Source organism: Salidesulfovibrio brasiliensis JCM 12178 (assembly GCF_001311825.1).
GTDB classification, from domain to species: Bacteria; Desulfobacterota; Desulfovibrionia; order Desulfovibrionales; family Desulfovibrionaceae; genus Pseudodesulfovibrio; species Pseudodesulfovibrio brasiliensis.
Map to the genome: position 1 here is coordinate 1 of NZ_BBCB01000021.1, position 23,579 is coordinate 23,579.

Consider the following 23,579-nt stretch of genomic DNA (forward strand, 5'->3'; position numbering starts at 1 on the left):
CCACCCGGCAAGGCTGCGCCGAGCGCGCCGCCAGCGTCGCCCGCAGCGGGCTGAATCCAGACGTCGTCATACGTGCCGCGCCGGATGAGCTTGCCGTTGGCCACGCAGTTGAGCGCCACGCCGCCCGCCATGACCAGATTTCTGCACCCGGTCAGCTCCCGCGCGGTCTCGGCCAGCTTGAAGACGATCTCTTCCGTGACCTGCTGGATGGCCAGCGCAAGGTCCATGTACTCCTGGCCGATTTCGCTCTCGGGCTGCCGGGCCGGGATGCCGAAAAGCGGCTCCCACTTGTCGTTGCGGCACATGGTCAGCCCGGTGGCGTAGTTGAAGTAATCCATGTTCAGGAGCATGGACCCGTCTTCGCGCACGTCGATAAGTTCTTCGTAGACGAGCTTCTTCCAGCGTTCGATTTTCTCGGAACCGACAGAGCCATACGGGGCGAGCCCCATGAGCTTGTATTCGCCCGAGTTGACCTTGAACCCGCAGAAGGCGGTGAACGCGGAATAGAGAAGGCCGAGGGAATGGGGGAAATGCAGTTCCCTGAGGATGGTGACATCCTTGCCAGAGCCCTTGCCGATGGTCGTGGTGGCCCACTCGCCCACACCGTCAACGGTGAGGATTGCCGCCTCTTCAAAGGGCGAAGGGTAGAACGCGCTCGCCGCGTGCGAGAGATGATGCTCCGGAAAGAGCACCTTGGGCTTGCCCGGCCCGAGCTTGGCCAGCTCCTCGTTGAGCATGCGGCGCATGAAGAGCTTCTCCTTGATCCACACGGGCATGGAAGAAAGAAAGCTCTTGAGCCTTTGGGGGCGAAACCGTTGTAGGTCTCCAGAAGCCGTTCGAATTTCAGGTACGGCTTGTCGTAAAACGCCACCGCAGTCAGATCGGCAAGTGTGTAACCGCCTTCATCAAGCACGTACCTGGCCGCGTTGGCCGGAAACTCGGAGTCGTGCTTTTTTCGGGTAAAGCGCTCCTCCTGCGCGGCGGCGACGACTTCGCCGTCCACCAACAGCACAGCGGCAGAATCGTGATAAAACGCGGAAATGCCGAGAATGGCTTCTGGCACGGCGCCCTCCTAAAAGACGGTATAAATGAACGGGGCGATGGCCGAACCGCTGGTGAGCACGATCAAAGCGCCGAAAAGCAGCAGCACGATGATGATGGGCAGCAGCCAGAACTTCTTGCGTTCACGCAGAAAGCCCCAAAGATCCTTGAGAAAGTCCACGGTTATCTCCTAGAAGGGATTTTCAATTTCTTTTGCGGTGAAGTGATGGTCACGCTTGACGAAAACGGATTCATCGCCTTTCTTCCACTGCCTGAGCGCCATGGGATCATGGCCGAGAACGCGGCGCAGCAGGGCAAGGGGGGTCACGACGCCAAAAAAGATCACGGAAAGGATGACCTTTGACATGACCGTTCCCAACAGATGGGAAAAGCCGAACCACGCCCGCGCCGGTAAGCGGTAGAGCATGGGCGCGGTCATGTTCACGACGAGCAGCACCAGCGCCGCGATGAACCAGTTGCGTTCATGCGTGACAAGGCCCGCGATAAGACAAATGAGCGTCATTGCCATGCCGGTATCGACGGCCTGCCGCCTGCCGATGCACTGGCCTTCCTCGCCATGCGACTTCGTATCGATCATAATATATCCCACCCTTGCTGAAATGTCCGATCTGTCATGCCCGATGAACGGCTAAAATGCAACTCCTCTTGCCTGCCGCGAGGCCAGAGGATACAACCCGCTGCATGAAGACGCTCAAGGCTTTTATCCTCATGCTCATGCTCGCGGCATTCCCGGTGATCGCCACAGCCCACCCCCACGTGTTCATCGATACCTTCCTGACCCTTGAAGTGGATGACTCCGGCCTCACCGGCATCCGCCAGCACTGGGAGTTCGACGAAATGTTCACCCGGGCCATTCTCGGCGACCTCGGGCTGGAGCTTGACGACTCCGCCCCGGGCTGGAGCGAGACCCTGAGGAAGGGCGCCTTCGCAAACCTGCAGCACTCCAACTACTTCACCATCGTCCAGTCCGACGGATGGGAGGTAGCACCGATGCCGCCCGAGGAGTTCAAGGCCTCCCTCAACGAAAAGAACCATCTGGTCTACGACTTCCTTTTGCCGGTAGCCATTCCTGCGCCCGCAGCATTCCGGGTGGCCGTGTTCGACAAGGAATACTACGCGGACATCCTGCTCGTTGAGAGCGAAATCCGCGTCAACAACACCGGCTCGCTCAAGGCCGAGTACACCATCGGCAACGAAAAGGACCTCGCCTATTGGGCCGGATTCAACGTGCCGCGCGGCATTCACATGCAAGTCGGCACCCTGCCCGCCAGCGACATTCCCAAACCTGTCCCGCCGTCCGCCGCCGCTGCGGAAGACGAGGATACCGGACTGTTCCGCATGGCGGTATTGCAGGCGCAGCAGTGGCAGAAGACGCTCAAGAAAGAGATCACCACGCTGGGCACCGACATCCAGTCCAACCCATTCGGCCCGGCGCTATGGACCTTCCTGATGCTCTCGTTCGTTTACGGCGTCGTGCATGCCATCGGCCCCGGCCACGGAAAGTCCGTCGTCTGCTCCTATTTCCTTGCCCGGCCCGGCGACCTCTGGCTCGGCGCGCTCATGGGCAACGCAATCACCTTTGTCCACGTCGGCTCGGCCGTGGCTGTGGTGGCCCTTGCCTACCTGCTGCTCGGCGCGGGCATGGGCGGATTCCACGAGGCCGCCCGCATCATGCAACCAGCGAGCTACGGCCTGCTGATCCTCATGGGACTGTTCCTCGCAGGCAAGGCCGTCATCGACATGCGACGCGGCGGCATAATCCGCGATGTGGCAGAGGGATCCAGCTGTTCTGCCGGGGATGTGGTCAAAAGCCGGGAACGCACCGGCCACGTGCTGCTGATCTCCTTCGTGACCGGACTCATCCCCTGCCCCGGCGCGGCGGTGGTACTGGCGTTCGCCGTGGGGCTGAACATCCTCTGGGCCGGGCTTGCCGCCATGTTCGCCATGGCCGTGGGCATGGGCCTTACCACCACGGTCTTTGCCTGGGCCGCTGTCAGCGCGCGCGGCGTAACCATGAAAGTCGCCGGCCGCAACAGGACCATCCTCAACTGGACCCATGTCCTCCTGTCCACGACCGGCGCGCTGTTCATCGCCGCATTCGGCGCGAGCATGCTGGCCGCGTCGCTCTAGTCCGTTACTCCAGCCGGAGCACCTGCCCCGGATGGATGATGCCCTTAGCGCCCAGCCCGTTCAGCCGCTTGAGCCGACGGATCGACACCCCGTATCGTCTTGAGATACGCGTCAGCGAATCGCCCGACTGCACGCGGTACGTTCTTGGGCCGTGTTCCTTGCGATACTCCGCAAGCACTGCGCTGTAGCGCTTCAGGAACCCTTCCGTAGCCCCGACAGGCAGAAACACGGGATGCTCGCCCACCGGGACTTCGTCCGAAAGTAGCTGCGGGTTCAGGTCCTTGATGGTCTTGTAATAGGTGTTGGCCGACTTGGCGATGACCATGAGCGGCACGGCACGACGGGCCTTCACACGCACCCTGTCGAACATGATCGGCGTGTAGTAGTCCTCGGGCCGCAGGTCGAACCCGAACCGGGCCGGGTCCTCCATTATCATCCGGGCGGCAATGGCCCGCAGCACGTACCGCTCGGTCTCCGTTGGCAGGTGCAGACGGTAGAAGTCGTCGGTTTCCTGCTTTTCAACGGCCCGCTCAAGACCGTTTTCTCCCATGTTGTAGGCAGCGGCGGCCATGGCCCATGACCCGAACTGGTCATAAAGCTTCTGCAGATAATCCAGTGCGGCGCGGGTGGCGAAGTAGAAGTTGCGCCGGTCATCCACACGCCGATCCACGGTCAGGCCGTACTTGCGCCCGGTGGCGGGCATGAACTGCCAAAGCCCCTTGGCTCCGGCCCACGACCCGGCCTCGGGTCTGAGGGCGCTCTCGATGACCGCGACGTACTTGAGGTGGTCCGGCATGTTCCGGGCCTTGAGGAGCTTTTCGATGTGCGGGAAGTAGCGCGCCGAACGCTTGAGCCATAAAATGACCTGCGCGCGATCCCAGAGCATGAGCAGCAGCTCTTTCTCAAAGCGTTCGCGCACCTCGGCGATGTGCATGGGCACGGGCTCGCCGCAGAAGTCGGCCTCTTTGACCGAGCGTACTGCGGATTCCAGAGAGGGAAACGCCGCCGGGACGTGCCCCTGAGCGGCGTTTGCCGTTGTCGTCAGGGCAATGAGCATTGCCGCGACGCAGACCAGATGTCTCATCCGGATTTCAGTTCTCCTAAAGTTTCGACTTCAGCACGATGTCCGTGATCGGGCCGCGTGACCGGTCGCCCTTGAGCACCATGTGGGCGTAATTGCGGTACCCTTTCAGCTTGCGCACCGTCCAGTTCAGTCCGTTGTTCGATTCATTGAGGTATGGGTTGTCCACCTGCCGGGTATCGCCGAGGCAGATACACTTGACGTTCTCGCCCATGCGGGTGAGCAGCGCCCGCGTCTCGTTGCGCGAGAGGTTCTGCATTTCATCGATGATGACCACGGCGTTTTCGATGTTCATGCCCCTGATGAACGCCACCGGCTGAATCTCGAACCGCTTGGGATTGAGCTTCAGGCTGTCGGCACTCGGGTCCGCAAAGATGCGGTTGGCCGAACGCATGTCGTGCAGCTTTGCCAGAAGATCAGTGACGTAGCGCACATACGGCGTCATTTTTTCCTCGATGTCACCGGGAAGATAGCCCATTTTTGCGCCGATCTCCACTACGGGCTTCACGAGGTAGATTTTCTTGAAGGGGTTATCCTTGCGCTCCAGCACCAGATACAGGGCCGCGGCCAGCGCGAGGAACGTCTTGCCGTACCCGGCCTCGGACTGGATCGAAACCATGTCGATGCCCGAATTGAGCATAAGTTCCAGGGCGAGGTTCTGGTAGACGCTGCGAGGGCGCACGTTCCAGACCTCATGCTGATAACTCATGGACTTGGGACCCTCGGGGCCGTGGAAGACCGGTGTTCCGCTGTCCCAAACGAAACAGTTCGGCACGACCTCGTCTTCAGGCTCCACAAAGCCGGTGTACCGCTGGCTTTCGGAACGGAACGGCACCGAGTCCCGGTAGGCTTCACAGGGGATTCCGTAAACCTTGGCCTTGATCTGAAGGATACGGTCGTTGGTAATGAGAATGGCCTCTTCGGGGGCCATGTGCAGGATTTCCTTGAGGATGCGGTCGTCGTAGGTCTCGTCGGTCAGGTCCTGCGCATAGTCGGGCGGCAGGATGTCGACGTTGTCGTCGTGCAGGATGGCACCGACGGCCTTGGCAACGATGTGACCGATGCGCGGGTCCTTCTTGAGCTTGTCCAGCTCGGTGAGGACAGTGTAGGGAATGTGGATGTGGTTTTCCTGCCCATTGCGCAGGGCAGCGATGCTGTTGGGATTTTCGATCAGGACGTTGGTGTCGAGGACGAAATGCTTCTGGGCCATAATCCCCCGTCCGGTTGCGGTTGATTCATGTTGTATACGACAGCCTGAAAACCCCTTCGGGGCTTGCCTCGCCCGGTTCCATGACGCCTCCTTTTTTGATGCTATTACTATGCGGGGCTTTCGTGAAAAAGTCTAGATAAACCTTGCCCGAGCCCTGTGACCGCATCGTTTCCGCCGGGTGACGATTATGCCAACCACGGTTGCCTTTCCACGCCCGGAGGGCTAACACGGCAGCCAACACAAGAAGGAGAAGCGAACAATGCGATACATTGCTGTACTGAAAAAAGAGAAACGGGGTTTTGGCGTAACCTTTCCGGACTTTCCGGACTGCGTCACCTTCGGGGCTGACATGGACGAGGCCGTGGACATGGCCAACGAGGCGCTCTCCATGTTCGCCCTGCTCAGGCGCGAGGCTGGCGAGACGCTGCCCGAACCCCGGGGATTCGATGCGGTGCGCCCTGCCCGCCACCGGCGACGCAAAGCTGGTGGGCATCGAGCTGGACGACAACGACGAAGACTTCGAGGAAGTGGGCGTGACCTTTCACAAGCATCTTCTGGAGCGCATCGACCGATACTGCACGCACCACGGCGTGGACCCGGCTGACTTCCTCTCGGTTGCAGCGCGCGAGGCCATCCGTAACGACGTTTTCAAATAGGATTGCGGGCATTGCCGCATAACGGGCGGAGTTCGAACTAGAGGGAAGGGTCCATCGCGGACGTCAGCAGCCGGGCAATGTCCTTGATGTCCGGCTGATATTCGCCGTCCTTGACCTGCTGCTTGAGTTCCTCGATGCGGTCGCGCCGGGTGCGAGGCTCGCTTTCCGAGCCAGCAGCCGCCTCCCGATTCGAGGCACAGATGGAGTGCAGGGCCTGATCCAGGCCTTCCCATTCCCGTGACACCAGTCTCCCCTCCGGTGTTTGGATAGTTCTTTTTGTAGGATGAGGAAGGGGGAGCCCCCCTTCCTCATTCTCTCCCCGTACCCCGCTTCAGGCCTTCCGCACACGCTCTGTGCGGGAGTTTCCGGCCTGTCACCGGGCGTGTTACCTCTCTTATCGGTCACCTCCGAAAACAGATTAGCCCTCTCGGGAAGGTTATTTGCCCGAGCCCTGACAACTATCCGACATTACTGCCAAAGGCTCCCAGCAAACAAAACAGGCACCACAGAAGGGGTTGTGTTTTCCGACCTTTTGCCGATATGTACGTGATACGGCTCGAATTTCTACAATGAGTTAAGGGGACATGGCATGAAGACAATCAAGGCGAAACTCATATTCGGATTTGCACTCGTACTGATCCTGACGTTTGCCGTGGGCAGCATCGGATTCTACCAGATCTACGTCAATTCCAAGAAAAGCGAGGCCATGATCGAGTACGAGCTGGAATTCTCCAGAGCATCGATCAACCTGCAGCGGCTCATTCTCCAGCACCGCCGCTACGAAAAGGACTTCCTGCTCAACTCCGGCAAATTCGCCAAGCAGGACAGCTACCTGAAGAAATTCGACCAAGCGGCCATGAGGCTGCGTGAGGAAGTGCACAAGCTGCGCGAACTCGCCGAGAAAATCCCCCACGTCAGCAGCGCTGAACGAAAAGCCCTTGAGACAATCCTCGCCGATTACGAACGCTACTACTCGTCCTTCCGCAAGAAGGCGGTCATGATTCAGGCGCGGATGATGGACCCCATCAAGGGCAACGAGGAGCTTTCGGAAACCAAGGACCACATCTACCAAGTCGAGGAAGCGATCCGGAAGTCAGAGCTCGGAGATCACGTTGTCAGGCATGCCATCAGCGACATCATCGACAACAGCCGAATAGCCGAGATTGAACTTGCAGTGCTCACCTCGGCGGCAGTCGTCATCGGCCTGATAATATCCTTCTTCATTTTCCGCTCGGTCGAGATCCCGCTCAGGCGAATGGTCGACTACGCCGACCACGTCAGCAACGGGGATTGGGACGCCAAGGTGGACGTTCCCGACCACGGCGAGATGGGCCACCTGAAACAAGCCCTGCAAGCGCTTGTCGCCACCATGAAGAACCGTCTCGGCTTCACGGACGGCATTCTCAAAGGCATGACCAACCCGTGTCTGGTGGTGGATCGCGACGAGAACCTGACCTTTGTCAACCAAGCCTACATGGATCTTTACGAACGTCAGGGCGACACCGAGGACTTCCTCGGCATGCGTCTTGGCGAGTTCTTCTACGGCGACCCCGACCGCGACACGGTTGCAGGCGAAGCCATGCGCAAACGCGCACCGTTGGTGAACAACGAGATCGAAAGCTCTCTACCGAGCGGCAAGACCATCTACGTCAACTACGACGTGGCCCCGCTGTTCGACCTTGACGGTGAGCTCATCGGCGCGTTCGCCATGATGAACGACCTCACGAGCATCAGGAATACGCTGCAGCAGATCGAGGAAAAGAACGCCACCATCGAGGATGCGGCCAGCCGCGCCAACCATGTGGCCGATCAGGTGGCTTCGGCCTCGGAACAGCTTTCGGCCCAGATCGAACAGTCCAGCGCCGGTGCGGAGCGTCAACGCGAAAACGCCTCGGGCACGGCAACGGCCATGGAAGAGATGAACGCCACGGTCTACGAGGTCGCCAAGAACGCCTCCGGGGCTGCGGAAATGGCCGACAAGTCCCGCGAGCGCGCCCAGCAGGGTGCCGAAGTGGTGGACATGGTGGTGGAGACCATCAAGCAGGTCCACGGCCACGCCACCGAACTCAAGACAAACATGGACGAGCTGGGACAGCAGGCCGAAAGCATCACCAAGATCATGAACGTCATTACCGACATCGCGGACCAGACCAACCTGCTGGCGCTCAACGCGGCCATCGAGGCTGCCCGCGCAGGTGAGGCGGGCCGTGGATTTGCAGTGGTCGCTGACGAGGTCCGTAAGCTGGCCGAGAAAACCATGCAGGCCACCAAGGAAGTGGGCGACAATATCGGCGCCATCCAGAATTCGGCCCGCAAGAGCATCACCGGAACGGAACAGGCCACGCAGGCCATCGACCGCAGCACGGAACTCGCCGACCAGTCCGGCGCGGCCCTTTCGGAAATCGTCACGCTCGTTGAAAACACCGCGGATCAGGTGCGCAACATCGCCACCGCAGCCGAGGAACAGTCTTCGGCAAGCGAGGAAGTGACCCGCTCCACCGAAGACACCAGCCAGATCGCCACGGAAATGGCTCAGGCCATGGCGGAATCAAATGAGGCGGTGACATCCCTGGCCAAGCTGGCGCAGGAACTGAAAGTGGTCATTGAAGACATGCAGCGATAAACCTGCCTGACCATGACCGCGCAACGCATCTGCCTGATCGACGCCAGCGTCCCGCTCATTGAGGGTTTCAAGGCTCTCGGCTGCGAGACGCTGGCGCTGCGCCCCGCACCGGGCGAGACCCTTCTGGACCTTCCCGCCGCGCTTGAGAAGCACGGGTTTGAACCGGAACTGGTCTGCCAACAGGAAAACCTTGCCCGGCGCATCTTCATTACCGGTCTCGAATCGGTTGACTGCCCGAGATTCTTCTGGGCGATCGACCCGCATCTCAACGCCTACTGGCATTCCTGCTACGCCAAGCTGTTCGACCTGACCTTCTGCACACAGGACCGCTGGCGCGAAGCCGTGGGTGCGCACGGAGCCCGAACCGCGCATCTGCCATGGTACGGGCAGCGCATGGAATGGCGACCCTTTTCCACCCGGAGCACGACGCTGGCCTTTGCAGGGAGAGTGACGCCCCAGCGCCCCAGCCGCCATTGGATGATCGAAACGCTCAGGGAACGTTACGGAGAACGGCTCACTGTCCGCGACGACATGACCGTCCCGGAAATGATGGACTTTTATGCGGATGCGAGGATAGCCCCGAACGAGTCGATCCTCGGCGAGGTCAACTTCCGGCTCTTCGAGGCCGCCTCTTGCGGCTGCCTGCCGGTGACGCAGAACCTCGGATCGGAACAGGACGCCCTGTTCGAACCCGGAGTCGAGACAGCCGTCTACTCGGACGTTGCAGAAATGCGCGCGGTCATCGACCGTCTGCTCGCAGACGAACGCGGCTGCCAAGCCATGGCCCGCGCCGGATGGGAACGGCTCAACCGCGACCACCTGCCGGAGCACAGAGCTAAGACGATTCTCAATGCCGCCGACGACGTTGCGGCCTCGGCCGCCGCGCCGGAAAGGGAAAAATGGTTTGTGCTTGCAGCCGCGAGGCTGCTTGAGTGCGGCCCGGCCATGCTGGACAACCATGCCCTCCTCAGACGTCTGGGCAAGCTGGGCGATGATCCGGACGTTATGGCCGCACAGCTGCGGCTTCAGGCCTTGGCGGGCGACACAAGCGGGCTTGCCGCGTCGGCAGCGTCGCTCCTTGCGGCCAATCGGCACCCGTCACATCTGGATATCAACCTCTGCGCATCCATCGGGGCACTGCGCAGCGGCACCACGGGACACCCCTTTGAGCTGGCCCGGGCCTTTCTTCTGCGCCAGTTCGCATCCGAAGGACGCTCCCTTCGCTCCACGCCGGATTCCCCGACCGCGCTCCTGCGGGAATGGGCTCGCGAACTGCTCCGGCACGGACGTGTCATCCGGCACGGCTTCCCTTTCGCAAAGGACAGACACCTGCCGGGCGCTGCCACCGACTGTCTCGTGCTGGCGCTTGACCACTCCCCTGATGATCTTGAATCCCTCAAGCTCATGGAAACGGCCACGCGCGGCCAGCGCGGACTTGAGCACGCCCGGATGGGCTACCTGTCCGCGCTCACCCTGCACCTGCGCCAGGACTGGCGGCTGGGACTGGAAACGGCGCTCGCGAACCTGCGCTGCTACCGCTACCGGCAGGGGATTGAAGAGCTGCTCGCCGCACAGGAGGCAGCAGCCAAAGCCGATGCCGACAAGGCCTTTGCCCGCGCACTGCGTGCCAACGATCCCGGCGGCCTGCTCGCGGCCGCCCTCTCCCTCTAGCGGCCGCTGCCCAAAAGATTCAGGCACTCGGCCAATCTCCCTTCCGGCTCCACCGGAAGGTTGCCGAAGTGCTTTTCAAACAGCTTGGAGGCCCGGCCCGCCAGCTTCACGGCCTCACGGTGCTCGCCCAGCGCGCGCAGGGACAGTGCCAGCCCGGCAAGAACCGGAATCAGGGCCTGATTGTCCTCGGTCCACTCGCTTTCCAGCAGGTCCTTGCAGCGGCGAAAGGTCATGACCGCGTTCTGATGGTCCTCGGCTGCGGCCAGTATCGTGCCCAACCCTTCAAGGTCGGCGACGATGTCCGGGTGTGCCTCGGGCTTGAGGGCAAGGTCCACGGTCAGGGCCGCGTCCACAAGCTCGGCTGCTTCGTGATGGCGTCCGGCGAAATGCAGGGAAAAGCCGTACTGGTGCAGAACACGGTTGACGTCGGGCGTTGCAAAACCCTCACGGGCAAGGTCAAGGCAGACCTGAACGTGCGGGGCAAGGACCTCGAGCACTGGGGTATCCGGGTTTGCGTCGGGCACGGCAAGGGAGAGCGCGTGGATCGCCCGGGTCTGCCAGCGCAGGGTTTCATCGTCACTCATGGTGGCCCGCACGGCAGTTCGCACGTCCGGTGGCACGCTAAAGGTGCCCGTGGTGTGGTCCATCTCCGCAAGGCCTCGTGAACACAAGGGATCAAGCGTGGCGGCCACGGCGAACATGGCAGCAGCAGGGTTGATGAGGGCGGGGTTGTGCATGGCCCCTTCTGCGGCAATAGCCATCTCAAAGGGGATCGGGGCCTCGGCCAACAGGCTGGCGCAGCAAAGCGCTTCGGCTGCTGCCGGGGATTCCTCAGCGATTTCCGCAAGGGCGCGTTCGACGGTCTCGGATTTCATGGGCACCTCCAACGCATGGGGATACCTGTCCGAAGCCTCGGCCTCAAGGACTATCTCTTCACGTTGATGGTCGTGTTGAGAATGGAATCCGAGGTGGTGATGACCTTGGTGTTGCTCTGGAAGGAGCGCTGGGTCATTATCATCTTGGCGAATTCCTCGGCCATGTCGGCGTTGGACATCTCCAGCGAGTTCTGGTTGGTGGTGCCGAACGCCGGGTCGCCCGCTCCGCCGGATATCATGGTTCCCGAATCGGGCGTGGCCGAAAAGAGGTTGCTCCCCTCACGGCGCAAGCCGAAATTGTTCTGGAACCGGAAGAGCGTTATCCGGGCCAGCCGCTCGGTCTCCCCGTTGGTGAAGAACCCTTCCAGATACCCGTCTGTGCTAATGCTGACGCTGCGCAGATACCCTTCCGTGTATCCGTCCTGGTCCATGAACTCCGTACGCGAGCCGTTGTCGTAGGAGGTAGTGTTGGCCACGGCCGGAGTCGGCGAATTGAGACCGGGCAGCGCGTCCACATTGGTGCCCACGCCCGCAGCGTTGCTGGCTCCCCCCGCTGCCCACGATGTGTTTGAAGTGGTCACGCCGAAATTCAGCCCCACGCTCTGGACAGCCGTTGCCCCGTTGGACGAGACAAAGGCCACGTCGAGCATTGGCATGCCGTTGGAACTCACGAGCCCGAGATCGGCCCTGCTCCAGTTACTGAGCGAGCCCGGCGCGTCGGCAGTGAAGGCGCTGATGTCCCTGAGCGCACCATCCGGCCCGAAGGTCATGGTCCCAAGCGCCAGAAGACCTGCCTGCGAAGTGCCCTGAAAGCCTGCCCGACCGTCCTCGGACGAAGGGATGGCAACCGCGAACTCCCAGAAGGTCTCGCCGCCGCCGGCATTGGAAAGCTGTGCCGTCGAGACGGGATCGTAATAAATGCTCAAGGCATGAGAAGCACCGTTCTCGTCATATACCTTCAAGGAAGACGAATAGGCGGGGATGCCGTTGCCGAAAGGAGAAGCATTGGAGGCGCTGTAATTGTTAAACAGCGCAAAAAAGGGATTGGAACTGCTGGTGACGGTATCGGGCGAGTTTCTGTCGAGGTTGGTGATCATTGTCACTTCAGACGTCTCGCGCGGCGGGCTGATGGCCGTGCGGATGGTCTGTCCGTCCACGACCACGTCTTCCATGGGCAATTGAATGTCCGTGATGGATTCCGTGTAGAGGCCCGTGTCCCGATCGATTTCATAGCCCTGCAGCCGGTGGCCGTGAGACGTGGTCAGGTACCCGAACTGGTCGAACCGGAAATCCCCGGCGCGCGTGTAGTACATGTCTGACGTGTCGGCAGGCGAAACACCGAAGAAACCGTGGCCCTCAATGGCGATGTCCGTGACTTCGTTGGACGACTCCATGGCCGACTGCCGGAAGTTGGCGAGCACGGCGGCCACGCCGACGCCCTTGCCCATCTGGCTCGCCTCCATGACGCCGCCGGGCATCCGGTTCGTCCCGGTCGCCATCTGCGAGTACATGAGCGAGTTGAAATGGATATCCGCCTTGCGGTATCCGATGGTGTTGACGTTGGCGAGGTTGTTGCCCACGACCTGCATGCCGTCGCTGTAGGCCTTGACCCCGGTTGCGCCAATATACATTGATCCGAAACCCATGATTTCCTCCTTCGGGAACTGCCCGGTTCCCCAACCCGGCATTTCATTCCCGATCTTCTCCGACATAACTTAAAGCAACAGCCGTGCCACCACGCAAATCGCATGATTACAATATGTTAGCACCAAAGCACAGCGGAACAAATTGCCATCCGGCAGTTCATGCGCCGAAGGAAAAACGCCTCCTTCTGGACAAGACAGGGGCCATTGCGTAGGGTGTCCGGCAATTGAAACTTCCAGCAACGGAGTCGAAATGGCTCGCACGCTCTTTCGGAGCGCCTTCCCACACACTCTCGGCTTTCCCGGACACGCAGCACCGCCCGCCTCGCTGCAGGCACGGTTGCCTCGGATGGAGTTGTCCGCGAACCGATTGTGCGCGAGGCCCGAGAGGGTACGGCAGGCTTGCCATTTGGTCCCCCCGTGCGTAGACAATTATTCTTTGAACCAACGAACCCAACAAAATTAACGGAGTCTCATCACATGAAACGCTTTGTGCCCGCGCTTTGCGCTCTCGCCCTTCTGATTTCCCTCGCCGCCTGCAACCAGCAGCAGGCCCCGACCCAGACGATCGGCGTCGTGGACGAAACCGTGGCCTTCCAGAAGAACAGTGCCACCACCGAGGCCATGGCCTATCTGCAGAAAAAGGGCGAAGCCCTTCAGGCAGAAGCCCAGCAGGCTTACGAGGCCGTGCAGAAGGAAGAGTCCGAAGAGAACGTGGCCGCGTACAAGCAGGCCATGGGCAAGCTCCAGCAGACCATGGGTGCAGAACAGAAGCGCATCTTCGGCATGCTCAACGACGAGTTCGTCAAGGTCCTTGACGACTACCGCCAGGAAAAGGGTCTGGACATCATCCTGCCCAAGCAGTCCACCCTGTCCTTCGGCGACGCCATCGACGTCACCGACGAAGTGGTGGAACGCATGAACACCATCAAGATCGATTTCAACGCCAAGGGCGATATCAGCGAAAACGCCAAGAGCGAAGAAAGCGAGTCCGCCGAGCAGTAGCTCGCGGCAAACCGCATGCAAAAGGCCCCGTCCGCAACAAGCGGACGGGGCCTTTATTTATCTGAAAAAAAACTCTAGAGCGTTTCCCGGAAGTGGTGCATTTCCCCAAGGGCGGTGGCGAACGCCTGATCGAACTCGGCAAAAAGCTCCTTGAGCCGCTCGACCTTCTCCTCCTTGGCTGCCATCTCCATGCCCAGAGCCATGTCGACAAGACCACCTGCCCGGACAACGCCGGACATGCCCTTGAGCGAATGTGCGGCCTTGGCGGCTACGGCGCAGTCGCCGTTGTTCACGGCCTCAAGCAGGGTGGCCCTGCGCACCGGGCTGTCTTCCAGATAGGCGTCCATGAGCTCCGCCGCCAGCTCGGCATCTTCCCCAAGGCTGGACATGAACAACTTGGAATCAAAAAACGTCATACCCTCTCTCCGAATCTACTTTTTGTGGAACAGCGTTCACACCATGCACTATCTTTTTCCTAAAGGAAATTATTTCCGCAATGACTGAAAGAATCGCACATATCGATCCGTAATGGAAGGCAACGCGTAGTCCCGGACCATTCTTTCCCTGCCGCGCTGCCCCATATCCCTGCGCGTCCCCGAAGGCATGGCAGCCATTGAGAGCAGGCTCTCTGCCAGCGCCTCGGGGTTTTCGGGGGGACACAGCAGGCCGGACTCCCCGATAATGGCCCGCGACTCGCCCACATCCGTGCTCACGCACGGGACCTCGCAGCACAGCGCCTCGCTCAACACGTTGGAAAACGCCTCTCCCTTCGAGGAGAGGACGAGCATGTCCAGCCCCGCTATGAAGCCCGGCATGTCCTCGACCCTGCCGAAAAGATGTGTCCTCTCTCCCACTCCGGCCCGGTCGATCAGGCCCAGCAGCTCGGTGTTGTCCGTTGTCACCCCGTCGCCGCAGAGTACAAACCGCAAGGCCGGGTTGCGTTTCAGGGCCACCCCCGCCGCACTCATGAACGTGGCGTGGTCCTTCATGGCATCATATCGCCCTGCCAGCCCGACGACGATGTCGTCCTTTCCCGCTCCCACCGAGGCCCGAAGCCGCCGCCTTGCATCCGGATCGGGTCTGAAGCGGTCCGTGTCGAACCCGTTTGGAATGACCTCGGTGCGTCTGGGCCGATAGCCGAGGGTTTCATGAAAACGTATGGCCTCTGTGGAATTGCTGATGACCGCCTCGGGAAGTCGAGACAGCAGGGCGCACAGGCGTACTGTCCACGCAGTGGTCCGGCGGTATTGGCTAAAATCCATGTACGAGCAGCGCAGGTTCCATGCCAGCGGCACGCCGCCCGCGAGCCGGGTGGCGACGGCGGCCATGAGATCGGCGTGATAGAGCCATGAGAGAACGGCATCGGGTTTTTCCCGCCGGATGATGCGGACCAGCCTGACCAGCGCGGCCGGAGAGGGTACTCCCCGCCGCATTCCCAGAGAATGAACGGGCACGCCGAGCGCCTCGATGTGCGGAGCCAGCGGACCGGGCTGCAGAAGCGAGACCACGCTCGACCGCACGCCGGAGGACGCAAGCCCCCCCGAGAGCCTCAGGAGCATGTTCTCGGCCCCGCCCGTGTTGAGCCCTGTAATGATGTTCAGTACGCGCACGCTGCCTCCTGCCGCATGGTGGCTGCGGCAGCGATTCGACTAGCACGTTTTGCGGGCGAAGGCGAGAACGTCAGCCGCAGACATTGCCGGAAAACACCAGCCAGCCGTCCTCATCGAGCCGCGCCACGACTTCCTTGAGCAGTTCGCCGCGACAGTTCACGCAAAACGCGCGCGGCATCCCCATGAACCAATCCGAACACTTTCGGGTTGAAGGCGAATATGAGGCAACCCAGACGTGATCCTCAGGGCGCTCTGTCTCAAGCAGCGGATAGACCCTGTCGCAGGCAGGGCTGCCGTGCCTCGGGACGGCGATGAGTGTCGGCCTGTCCAGCGCCAGTTTCCCTCCCGGTCCGATAAACGGAAAGACCGAATCCGAACAGAACAGGACGGCACCGGCGGCCGTGCCGAACCGGTATACGTTGCAGAAACGGTCGTCCGAAGCGCCCCGGACCACGGCGGCCAGCGCTTCCGGGGCTGTGTCAGCAGGGACGCGGCTTACGGAAGGCGCGGTCTCGATACCATTGAGGCATACCATATGATGATGTGGCACGAGATGGTCGGTCCTGTAGTCCTCGCAACTGAAGAAACGGATGCGGCCCGGAAATTCTCCCAAGAGTATTGCCGCCCGTGAAAGCAGTGAAAGTGTCGCCCCTAGGGATGCGTCCGGGTCCGAGACCGCAGCGCGACCGCATACGGCTCCAGCCAGCACTGCGCAGAGCAGGTGCGCATCGTCGGTGCCGCATGATGCGCCCAGCGTACCCAGTTCGTCCAGATCGACAAGCCCGCCCTGCGACAACATGCGAATGAGTTCGTCGCGGCTCAGGGCGGGGTCGTGCAACCTCGCGCGATGCCTCTCACGGTCCTCGTCGCCAAGGGCCGCCACATGGCCCATGCAGCAATCTGCCGCAAGTCTGGCGAGGGCCCGTCCGCCCTCGACCAGTACCCTGCGGACACCTGCGGGCTCTCCGTCCGACGGTTCATGCCGAACCGAAGCCGTCCCCGCCACACCCGACCCGCCCACTGCGCGTCGCCACGCGAGGGCATCACAGGGCAAAGAGAGCGCCACGCGGCAAGCCTCGACGAGGGATGAGGGCACCCAACACTCCGTCATGGGAAATCTCCCGGCCAGAAGCGCGATCACCCCTTCGGCGTGCTCGACATCGAAATGGGTGATGACGGCCGCCCGAAGACGACGGATTTTCCTGCTACGGAGCAAGGTCGCCAGTCCTCGACCATGGCCCCCTCCGTCCACGAGATACGCCCCGCGCCCGGAAACGAGCAGATGCGCGTCGCCCTCCAACACGGGCAGGCCCCTATACTCCAACATCCGTCCTCCTCTCATCGAATGGTCGAATTAGGACAGACGTTATTTAAAAAGTCAACTTATATCGAATATCTTGCGGCATTATTATTTCAGGGGGTGCCCAACGTCCTGAAATTGTTTGTCGGCCTCTGGACCCTTTTCCCTAAAATCAACAACAAAGCATTTTAATTTCAAACCCTTGGACTAACACGCGCCTTTGGTGAATTGTAACATTTTTTTATTTGACACGATCTTTTTCCCTACTTATATGCCTCAATCCGCGAAACCAAAACGGAGAGTATCATGCGTTTCTTTACAATAATGATCGCAGCACCGCTTATGTGCACGGCCCTGGTGATAATGGGCGGAGTCCTGGTGTGGCAGAACATGCAGATGGACTCCCTGCGCCACAAGCTCGCTCTGGCCCAGCGCACGGCAGAAGCGCGCAAGCAGATGGTGGAGGAAGCCCGACTGCTGACCAAGGCGGTCTCTTCCCCCAATGTTCTCAACGTCACCGTCACCGCCTACAACCCCGTTGAAGACCAGTGTGACGAGGATCCGCTCATCGCAGCAAGCATGCGCAAGGTCCGCGAGGGAACCATTGCCGTATCCCGCGACCTGTTCGATCAGGGCTGGGTGTTCGGCAAGAAGGTCCGCATCGAAGGCCTCGGCATCTTCGAGATCAACGACCTCATGAACAAGCGTTATTCCAAACGCATCGACATCTTCATGTGGGACGAGGGCAAGGCCAGACAGTTCGGCAAGCGCGCCTCCCGCGCAGCATTGCTTGAAATTTAGCCGCACTGACGGGCTGAAATGAAAAGCGGGGCGCGACCGGAATGGTCGCGCCCCGCTTTTTCCTTTTCATTACGGATGGACTAGGGTTTCAGGTGCTCCATTACCGTGGGCAGGACCACGTCCATGACGCTGCCGAGCGCCTCGTCCAGCAGCTCCTCGCGGGTGGCAACGCCGGGCAGCACCGGCTTCTCCACTTCTGCGAAGCCCTTTTCAGCATAGACCTTCTCGCCGTCCCGTTCCACCACGAAGCGCACTCGCACCGAGCTTTCCACGTCGTATTGCCGGTGGGCGTCAGGCTCGCCTCAAGCACTTCGCCCTTGATGGTGGCGTCCGCCGAAAACGCGCCGTCTATCTCATGGTAGCGAACATCGCAGCCGTGGTTTCCCAGCTCCGTGTACACTGCGCGGGAGACCCATACGGCCACGTCGCCGGACGCCATGACCGGATGGTCCTTGGCATCCCGGCCCAGCTCATCCACGCCCCGGGCATCCTCGAACTTGATGATGCTCACGGAGCCGGGACACTCGCCTCTTGCGGCGTTCACCGCCGAGTACTGCAACGGCACGAGGCCGCTCCCCGCGCAGCCCGCCAGAAGCAACAGGGCGAGCAGCACGCCGGTCATACGTTTCATATGGTTTTCTCCTCTGGCTTCGGAGCGCCATCAGCGGGCGGCTCCTCGATCTTTTTCAGTTCCTGTTCAATTCGTTCCAGCACGGAGCGGGAGATGTCCAGCAGCCGCTCAAGGCTCTCGCTTGCAAACTTGCGGGCCTTGCTGTCCAGCTCTTCCTTGGTGACCTCTCCGTCCTGTGCGGACGTGTCTCCGCCAGTTTCCGGGGCCTCCCCTTCCAGTCCGGCAAGCCCTTTCTCGATGGCGGTAAGGCCGCCGAGCGCCTCCGCAAGGCCGCGCTTCAAGGCGCGGGTTTCCTTCTCGAGCTTGTCCACGCGTTCCTGCAAAGCCTTCACGGCCTCCCTGTCCTGCTCGGCTCGCTCATCGGAACCGCCCAACGAGCAGCCCGCAAGCAGCAAAACGGCGAAAAACGCAACAATGATCCGTTTCATGAGGCCTCCCTTTTTGCAGGATGATTATCACGGCCTCAACCGTCTTGCCAACGTCCGAAAGCTTGCATTTCACGAGATAGGCTGTACAATTTCCGCACAATGGAGGCTCGTATGAAACGCATTCTCGTCACGCTCGCAATACTGCTCGCATTCGCCGCAACCCCGTTTGCTCAGGGCTTCAACGCTGCCCCGCCGCCCGAGGACTTCCGCGGCATGGTCTGGGGCACGTCCATCGAAAATCTGCCCGACCTCGCCCCGGTTCAGGAACAAGGGTTTCCCAACACCTATTTCCGCAGGGACGAGGATCTCAGCATGGGGCAGGCCCGGCTGATTTCCATAGCATACTACTTCAAGGACGGCCGCCTTTACCGCGTGGGGGTCGCCTATAAGGGCGGCACCAACCATTTCTTTCTCAAGGAGCAGCTCATGAAGCGCTACGGCAACGGTCGACAGATCGGTGCCCGGCAGGGCTGGGTCTGGCCGAACTTCTCGGTTGAGATCGCCTATGACTCCGGCTCGGACCGGGGCGCGGTGTTCTACACGTGGGAAGGCGACCCGGCCAAGGCTCCCGGAGCCCTTGCGGAGGCTGGCCAATGAGCCGGAAGCCGTCCGGTGGTCCGGGGTGGGAGAAAGCTCCCCTTCTCTTCGGGATATCGCTGTTCGGCCTCGTTGCCGTGCTGCTGCTTGATTTCGGCGTCATCTATACCCTCGCGCTCGATCCGTCACAGTCCTCCGGGCTCATGAAGATGGCCTACTCCCTGACCGTCGCCGGGCTGCTCATCGCCACGTTTCAGGGAATTCTCGTGTACCGGGGCATTCTCGACAGGCTCGGCAAGGACCGCAGGCTGGCCGAAGAGATGGCCGAACGCATCGGGAAACTGACCGTCATCGACAGCCAGACCAAGGCCTTCAACCGCAAAAAGTTCGATACCGTCATCGTTCGTGAGCTTGAGAACACGCGCCGCTACGGCAACCTGCTCTGCGGCATCCTCTTTGACATCGACAACTTCAAGGAAGTCAACGAGCATTACGGGTACGGCACGGGGGACAGGCTGCTCATGAACCTTTCCCGCTTCGTGGGCAGCAGAATCCGCAACACGGACTACCTTTTCCGCTGGCGGGGAGGGAAATTCCTCATCCTCATCCCGCATCTTGACGTGGACAAGGCGGCCATTGTCGCAGAAAAGCTCAGAAAGGCTGTGGAAAGCACGGAGTTTGTCGAAGACATCGCCACCACCATCAGTCTGGCGGCGGCTCAGGCCCGGGCCGAGGACACGCCGGAACTCTTCATCCAGCGCCTGCAGAACGCTCTGGCGGGTGCAAAAAGCAAGGGGCGCAATCGGACAGAAGTAGCGCGAACCGGGCAATAACAAACCAACAACCCCAAAAGGCAGCAATGCGCAAGACCGTTCGGGAGTTCCTCATACTCTTTGCGCCCATCGCGATGGGAATCATCATTGCCGCCATATGGTTCCTCAACACGCGCAGTGCCGACTATTTCGACAAGGTTTCTGCCGCCCAGCAGGACGAACTGCTGCAGCACAAAATCCGGCTTGACGACTCAATAATGGAATACGCGGGCGACTCCGCCTTTCTTGCCCGTTTCATCGCAGACCGCTATCAGGGATTGCCTGACCGCGAGTTCCTCGACGACCTCCTCTCGCGATTCAGCATCAGCCGCAAGGCATATGCCCAACTGCGGGTACTGAACTACCATGGGATGGAGTATGTCCGCTTCAACGCCAGCCCGGCAGGTCCCATCCGGGTGGCGCAGGAAAACCTGCAGGACAAATCCGACCGGTCCTACTACCAAAAAGCGATTGTGGCCCCCATGGGGGCGGTCTACATCTCGGCCCTCGACCTGAACATGGAGCACGGCAGAATCGAAGAGGGCAACCACCCTATGATCCGCTTCGCAACCCCCATCAGGACAGCTTTCGGAACCGTAGGCCTGGTCGTGCTCAACCTCGACTGCACAAGAATGCTCGCCTTACTGCGCGAAAACTCGGCCCCGTATGGCCCGTGGCTCATCAACAACGACGGGCACTGGCTCGTGGGCCCCTCGCCTTCAAAGGAATGGGGTATGATCCACACGGAAACCGACGGGCCGACCTTTCAGCAGGACTACCCCGAGGCATGGAAACGCATCATGGCGACCCGTTCCGGACAGTTCCTGACCAGCCGAGGATTGTTCACTTTTTCCAGGCTGGACACGCCGGTGGACATGGTCATCCGCCCCGGCCGCAGGGTCTCCGCGGTGCCGGGACACGGCCTACGGCTCGTCTCCTTCGTGCCGCCGGAACAGCTCAAGCCAGAATGGTACGGAATCTTTCAGCTCCTGACCGCGATTCTGCTTGCAACCCTCGGCCTCTCGGTGTGGCGGCTCTCCGTGCTGCGCATCACCCGTCGCAAGGCAGAGGCCGAACTGCGGGAAAGCGAAGAACAGCTCAAGGCCATCAGCCTTTCGTCCCACGACGCCATCGCAGTCATGGACAACAAAGGGCTGGTGCGATTCTGGAACCCGGCAGCGGTCGAACTCTTCGGCTACAGCGAGGGGCAAATGCTCGGCAACCCCCTGCACGACCTCCTTGCGCCGAACGATGACCAACACCTCATAGATCAAGGCATTCGCGATTTCGCCCGCACCGGCCGGGGCAAGCTGGTCGGCAATGTCAACGAAATCCGCACCCGCAGGGTCGACGGCAAGGAGATTATGGTCGAGCTGGCCATTTCCTCGGTTCGCATTGGCGATCAATGGCATGCGGTGGGCGTCATGCGCGACATCACCAAACGCAGGGCCGCTGAGGAAAAGCTTCGGGAAAGCGAGGCCGCTGCAAGGGCGCTTCTCAATGCGCCGCCGGACGCAGCCATGCTTCTCAACGGCGACGGCACGCTGCTGGCGCTGAACAACATGGCCGCGACCCAGCTCGGCACCAACGCCGATTCCCTGATCGGGACCAACATCTTTGACCGCATGCCGGCAGAAATCGGCAGGCCCCGCCGCAGCCACCTCAATGAAGCGCTCCAGACCGGCATGCCCACCGAATTCCGCGACTCCCGCGACGACCGTTTCTATCACGGAACCTTTTATCCATTCGTCAACACCAGAGGAACGCACCGCGCCGCCCTCTTCATCAGGGACATCACCGAAGACACGAAGAACCGGGAACGGGTGGAGACGCTCTCCAAGGCCGTTGAACAAAGCTCTGCGGCCGTATTCATCACCGACGCGAAAGGCGTCATCCTCTACACCAACCCGCGCTTTTCCCAGATGACCGGGTACACCAAGGAAGAGGCAAAAGGACGACACCCCGACATCATCGACTCCCCGGATCAGAACGTACGCTTTTTCGATGACATATGGGAAAGCGTCAGTCAGGGGAAAGACTGGCGCGGCGAGATTCGGCACCAGAAAAGTAGCGGTGCGACCATTTGGGCCCTGCTTTCCGTGTCGCCCATAGTGGATGAACACGGGGAGATTTCACATTTTGTCGGCGTAGGGGATGACATCACCGCCCTCAAGCAGAGCGAGACCGCCCTCAAAATATCCGAAGAACGGTTCCGGGACGTCTCCGAAGCCGTCGGCGAGTTCATATGGGAAGTGGATTCGACGGGACGATTCTCGTTCGTGACCGATGACGTGGAAGCCACCACGGGATATGCCCCCGAGGAAATACTCGGCCACTCGCCGTTTTCGTTCATGCCGGAAGAGGAAGGGCGGGAGTTGCGCATGTGGTTCAGGGAACTTCGCGGCACCATCGCAAGATTCACGGACATCGAACACCGCTTAATCACCAAGGACGGCAGAACGCTCTGGCTGCTTGCCAACGCCATCCCGTTCACGGACGAGCACGGCAACATCATGGGCATGCGCGGCGCGTCCATGGACATAACCGAGCGCAAACGGGCCGAGGAGGCCCTGCGCGCCAGTGAGGAAAAGCTTCGCGCCCTCGCCGAAGCCGCATACGAAGCCATCGTCATGATCGACTCCAATGGCACCGTCAGTTTCTGGAACGGCGCTGCCGAGAGGCTTTTCGGCTACAAGGAGCAGGAAGCGCTCGGGAAAGACCTGCACACCCTCATAGCGTCGCCCGAAGATCAGGAAAAAGCCATGAACGGCATGTACGGCTTTGCCTTTACCGGAGAGGGCAAGGTTGTCGGTTCCATCGGCGAAGTCGAGGCGGTCCGCAAGGACGGCAGCCGCTTCCCCGCAGAACGCTCCGTGGCCTCATTCCGCCTCGGGGACAAATGGTATGCGGTGGCCACGGTCCGTGACATCTCGGAGCGCAAGCTCGCGGAGCAGCAGCTCAAGGAGATGGCTACCACCGATCCGCTGACCGAACTGTTCAACCGCCGCCGCTTCCTTGAGTTGGCTGAACAGGAATTTGCCAAGGCCCGACGTTACGGCAGGCCGCTGACCCTGCTCATGCTGGACCTCGACCACTTCAAGGACATCAACGACACCTATGGCCACGACGTGGGAGACATCGTCCTCCAGTGCATTGCAGAGACGAGCGCGGGGCAGTTGCGTGACACCGACATCATGGGGCGCATAGGGGGCGAGGAGTTTGCGGTCATCCTCCCGGAAACGGACATCCTTCAGGCCCAGGAAGCTGCGGAGCGAATCCGTTCCTCAATAGAAAGAACTCCTATAGGCACCCCTGCCGGGGACCTAAAGCTCACCATCAGCATAGGGATTTCCGCCTACGCCGAGGGCGCAGAGGAGTTCAAGAGCATGCTGAAACAGGCAGACACGGCTCTCTACGCCGCCAAGCATGCAGGCCGGAACACTGTGAAAAGCTTTGATAATTCAAAATAATCCCCTTTCATATTCCCGTTCTATCACGTAGAGT

The 23,579-nt window shown here is 60.7% G+C and carries 21 protein-coding genes and 2 pseudogenes; 10 read left to right on the forward strand and 13 right to left on the reverse strand.

The genetic code is table 11. The features are described 5' to 3' along the window. The 3 genes and pseudogenes from JCM12178_RS07410 to JCM12178_RS07415 all read right to left on the reverse strand — a co-directional run. Positions 1-1,063, reverse strand: a pseudogene (locus JCM12178_RS07410) (carbamoyltransferase family protein); the annotation flags it as partial. 9 nt (positions 1,064-1,072) lie between these two features. Then, on the reverse strand, positions 1,073-1,222 hold the full coding sequence (locus JCM12178_RS18660) for a DUF5989 family protein (protein WP_172677088.1): 150 nt from the start codon (positions 1,220-1,222) through the stop codon (positions 1,073-1,075). 9 nt (positions 1,223-1,231) lie between these two features. Continuing rightward, the gene (locus JCM12178_RS07415) at positions 1,232-1,639 is read right to left on the reverse strand and encodes an SxtJ family membrane protein (RefSeq protein WP_054650127.1); all 408 of its coding nucleotides are present in this window, start codon (positions 1,637-1,639) and stop codon (positions 1,232-1,234) included. Positions 1,640-1,743: 104 nt separating this feature from the next. Between JCM12178_RS07415 and JCM12178_RS07420 the strand changes: the two genes are divergently transcribed. Further along, positions 1,744-3,192: a HoxN/HupN/NixA family nickel/cobalt transporter gene (locus tag JCM12178_RS07420; RefSeq protein WP_054650129.1), complete on the forward strand. Its 1,449-nt coding sequence runs from the start codon at positions 1,744-1,746 to the stop codon at positions 3,190-3,192. A gap of 4 nt (positions 3,193-3,196) precedes the next feature. Here the strand turns inward: JCM12178_RS07420 and JCM12178_RS07425 are convergent, their stop codons facing one another. Further along, positions 3,197-4,276 carry a lytic transglycosylase domain-containing protein gene (locus JCM12178_RS07425; RefSeq protein ID WP_245628666.1) on the reverse strand — a complete coding sequence of 360 codons (1,080 nt, stop codon included), beginning with the start codon at positions 4,274-4,276 and terminating at the stop codon, positions 3,197-3,199. Positions 4,277-4,292: 16 nt separating this feature from the next. After that, positions 4,293-5,483 carry a PhoH family protein gene (locus JCM12178_RS07430; RefSeq protein WP_054650131.1) on the reverse strand — a complete coding sequence of 397 codons (1,191 nt, stop codon included), beginning with the start codon at positions 5,481-5,483 and terminating at the stop codon, positions 4,293-4,295. Positions 5,484-5,742: 259 nt separating this feature from the next. Here JCM12178_RS07430 and JCM12178_RS19540 point away from each other — a divergent pair. Together JCM12178_RS19540 and JCM12178_RS19545 are read left to right on the forward strand one after the other, a co-directional pair. Beyond that, positions 5,743-5,877, forward strand: a pseudogene (locus JCM12178_RS19540) (type II toxin-antitoxin system HicB family antitoxin); the annotation flags it as partial. A gap of 52 nt (positions 5,878-5,929) precedes the next feature. Next, a complete protein-coding gene (locus tag JCM12178_RS19545) occupies positions 5,930-6,139 on the forward strand; it encodes a hypothetical protein (protein ID WP_245628668.1) in 210 nt (69 codons plus the stop codon). A gap of 37 nt (positions 6,140-6,176) precedes the next feature. On the opposite strand, the gene JCM12178_RS07440 is transcribed toward JCM12178_RS19545, so the two are convergent. Next, entirely contained in the window at positions 6,177-6,383 is a 207-nt protein-coding gene (locus tag JCM12178_RS07440) for a flagellar biosynthesis anti-sigma factor FlgM (protein WP_054650133.1), read from the reverse strand. A gap of 345 nt (positions 6,384-6,728) precedes the next feature. Here JCM12178_RS07440 and JCM12178_RS07445 point away from each other — a divergent pair, with 345 nt between their 5' ends. Further along, positions 6,729-8,762, forward strand: coding sequence for a methyl-accepting chemotaxis protein (locus tag JCM12178_RS07445; RefSeq protein ID WP_054650135.1), 2,034 nt, complete (start codon positions 6,729-6,731; stop codon positions 8,760-8,762). 12 nt (positions 8,763-8,774) lie between these two features. Next, entirely contained in the window at positions 8,775-10,433 is a 1,659-nt protein-coding gene (locus tag JCM12178_RS07450) for a glycosyltransferase family protein (RefSeq protein WP_054650137.1), read from the forward strand. Here the strand turns inward: JCM12178_RS07450 and JCM12178_RS07455 are convergent. Both JCM12178_RS07455 and JCM12178_RS07460 read right to left on the reverse strand, forming a co-directional pair. Further along, positions 10,430-11,308, reverse strand: coding sequence for a tetratricopeptide repeat protein (locus JCM12178_RS07455; protein WP_054650139.1), 879 nt, complete (start codon positions 11,306-11,308; stop codon positions 10,430-10,432). The two genes, JCM12178_RS07450 and JCM12178_RS07455, sit on opposite strands and share 4 nt — an antisense overlap. A gap of 50 nt (positions 11,309-11,358) precedes the next feature. Beyond that, positions 11,359-12,954 carry a flagellar hook protein FlgE gene (locus JCM12178_RS07460; protein WP_054650141.1) on the reverse strand — a complete coding sequence of 532 codons (1,596 nt, stop codon included), beginning with the start codon at positions 12,952-12,954 and terminating at the stop codon, positions 11,359-11,361. A gap of 477 nt (positions 12,955-13,431) precedes the next feature. Between JCM12178_RS07460 and JCM12178_RS07465 the strand changes: the two genes are divergently transcribed. Then, positions 13,432-13,956, forward strand: coding sequence for an OmpH family outer membrane protein (locus JCM12178_RS07465; protein ID WP_054650143.1), 525 nt, complete (start codon positions 13,432-13,434; stop codon positions 13,954-13,956). A gap of 74 nt (positions 13,957-14,030) precedes the next feature. Here the strand turns inward: JCM12178_RS07465 and JCM12178_RS07470 are convergent, their stop codons facing one another. From JCM12178_RS07470 to JCM12178_RS18235, 3 genes are all read right to left on the reverse strand, one after another. Beyond that, on the reverse strand, positions 14,031-14,372 hold the full coding sequence (locus JCM12178_RS07470; protein ID WP_054650145.1) for an Hpt domain-containing protein: 342 nt from the start codon (positions 14,370-14,372) through the stop codon (positions 14,031-14,033). Positions 14,373-14,441: 69 nt separating this feature from the next. Next, positions 14,442-15,566, reverse strand: coding sequence for a glycosyltransferase family 4 protein (locus tag JCM12178_RS07475; protein WP_054650147.1), 1,125 nt, complete (start codon positions 15,564-15,566; stop codon positions 14,442-14,444). Positions 15,567-15,636: 70 nt separating this feature from the next. Next, positions 15,637-16,893: an MBL fold metallo-hydrolase gene (locus JCM12178_RS18235; RefSeq protein WP_172677089.1), complete on the reverse strand. Its 1,257-nt coding sequence runs from the start codon at positions 16,891-16,893 to the stop codon at positions 15,637-15,639. Between the two features lie 279 nt (positions 16,894-17,172). Here JCM12178_RS18235 and JCM12178_RS07490 point away from each other — a divergent pair, with 279 nt between their 5' ends. Then, positions 17,173-17,667 (forward strand): RlpA-like double-psi beta-barrel domain-containing protein, encoded by a 495-nt coding sequence (locus JCM12178_RS07490; RefSeq protein WP_054650153.1) that lies wholly within the window; start codon positions 17,173-17,175, stop codon positions 17,665-17,667. A 100-nt stretch (positions 17,668-17,767) separates the two neighbouring features. Here JCM12178_RS07490 and JCM12178_RS18240 read toward each other — a convergent pair whose 3' ends face one another. Both JCM12178_RS18240 and JCM12178_RS07500 read right to left on the reverse strand, forming a co-directional pair. After that, positions 17,768-18,298: a hypothetical protein gene (locus tag JCM12178_RS18240; protein WP_157054819.1), complete on the reverse strand. Its 531-nt coding sequence runs from the start codon at positions 18,296-18,298 to the stop codon at positions 17,768-17,770. Continuing rightward, complete coding sequence (locus JCM12178_RS07500) at positions 18,295-18,726, reverse strand: membrane lipoprotein lipid attachment site-containing protein (RefSeq protein ID WP_054650157.1); 432 nt, start codon at positions 18,724-18,726, stop codon at positions 18,295-18,297. The genes JCM12178_RS18240 and JCM12178_RS07500 overlap by 4 nt, the downstream gene beginning before the upstream one ends. 111 nt (positions 18,727-18,837) lie before the next feature. Here JCM12178_RS07500 and JCM12178_RS07505 point away from each other — a divergent pair, with 111 nt between their 5' ends. The 3 genes from JCM12178_RS07505 to JCM12178_RS07515 are packed head-to-tail and all read left to right on the forward strand — an operon-like array spanning position 18,838 to position 23,545. Beyond that, entirely contained in the window at positions 18,838-19,323 is a 486-nt protein-coding gene (locus JCM12178_RS07505; RefSeq protein WP_054650159.1) for a hypothetical protein, read from the forward strand. Next, positions 19,320-20,096 carry a GGDEF domain-containing protein gene (locus JCM12178_RS07510; protein WP_054650161.1) on the forward strand — a complete coding sequence of 259 codons (777 nt, stop codon included), beginning with the start codon at positions 19,320-19,322 and terminating at the stop codon, positions 20,094-20,096. Before JCM12178_RS07505 ends, JCM12178_RS07510 begins: the two co-directional genes overlap by 4 nt. Before the next feature lie 26 nt (positions 20,097-20,122). Continuing rightward, entirely contained in the window at positions 20,123-23,545 is a 3,423-nt protein-coding gene (locus JCM12178_RS07515; RefSeq protein ID WP_054650163.1) for a PAS domain S-box protein, read from the forward strand. Positions 23,546-23,579: the final 34 nt, after the last annotated feature.

Bases quoted from the DNA above. Each gene is read 5' to 3' on its own strand.
- JCM12178_RS07490 (WP_054650153.1), top strand. From the start codon at position 17,173: ATGCGTTTCTTTACAATAATGATCGCAGCACCGCTTATGTGCACGGCC.
- JCM12178_RS07455 (WP_054650139.1), bottom strand. From the start codon at position 11,308: ATGAAATCCGAGACCGTCGAACGCGCCCTTGCGGAAATCGCTGAGGAA.
- JCM12178_RS07425 (WP_245628666.1), bottom strand. From the start codon at position 4,276: ATGAGACATCTGGTCTGCGTCGCGGCAATGCTCATTGCCCTGACGACA.
- JCM12178_RS07505 (WP_054650159.1), top strand. From the start codon at position 18,838: ATGAAACGCATTCTCGTCACGCTCGCAATACTGCTCGCATTCGCCGCA.
- JCM12178_RS07415 (WP_054650127.1), bottom strand. From the start codon at position 1,639: ATGATCGATACGAAGTCGCATGGCGAGGAAGGCCAGTGCATCGGCAGG.
- JCM12178_RS07510 (WP_054650161.1), top strand. From the start codon at position 19,320: ATGAGCCGGAAGCCGTCCGGTGGTCCGGGGTGGGAGAAAGCTCCCCTT.
- JCM12178_RS19545 (WP_245628668.1), top strand. From the start codon at position 5,930: ATGCGGTGCGCCCTGCCCGCCACCGGCGACGCAAAGCTGGTGGGCATC.
- JCM12178_RS07460 (WP_054650141.1), bottom strand. From the start codon at position 12,954: ATGGGTTTCGGATCAATGTATATTGGCGCAACCGGGGTCAAGGCCTAC.
- JCM12178_RS07445 (WP_054650135.1), top strand. From the start codon at position 6,729: ATGAAGACAATCAAGGCGAAACTCATATTCGGATTTGCACTCGTACTG.
- JCM12178_RS07420 (WP_054650129.1), top strand. From the start codon at position 1,744: ATGAAGACGCTCAAGGCTTTTATCCTCATGCTCATGCTCGCGGCATTC.
- JCM12178_RS07515 (WP_054650163.1), top strand. From the start codon at position 20,123: ATGCGCAAGACCGTTCGGGAGTTCCTCATACTCTTTGCGCCCATCGCG.
- JCM12178_RS07470 (WP_054650145.1), bottom strand. From the start codon at position 14,372: ATGACGTTTTTTGATTCCAAGTTGTTCATGTCCAGCCTTGGGGAAGAT.
- JCM12178_RS07450 (WP_054650137.1), top strand. From the start codon at position 8,775: ATGACCGCGCAACGCATCTGCCTGATCGACGCCAGCGTCCCGCTCATT.
- JCM12178_RS18235 (WP_172677089.1), bottom strand. From the start codon at position 16,893: ATGTTGGAGTATAGGGGCCTGCCCGTGTTGGAGGGCGACGCGCATCTG.
- JCM12178_RS07500 (WP_054650157.1), bottom strand. From the start codon at position 18,726: ATGAAACGGATCATTGTTGCGTTTTTCGCCGTTTTGCTGCTTGCGGGC.
- JCM12178_RS18240 (WP_157054819.1), bottom strand. From the start codon at position 18,298: ATGAAACGTATGACCGGCGTGCTGCTCGCCCTGTTGCTTCTGGCGGGC.
- JCM12178_RS07430 (WP_054650131.1), bottom strand. From the start codon at position 5,483: ATGGCCCAGAAGCATTTCGTCCTCGACACCAACGTCCTGATCGAAAAT.
- JCM12178_RS07465 (WP_054650143.1), top strand. From the start codon at position 13,432: ATGAAACGCTTTGTGCCCGCGCTTTGCGCTCTCGCCCTTCTGATTTCC.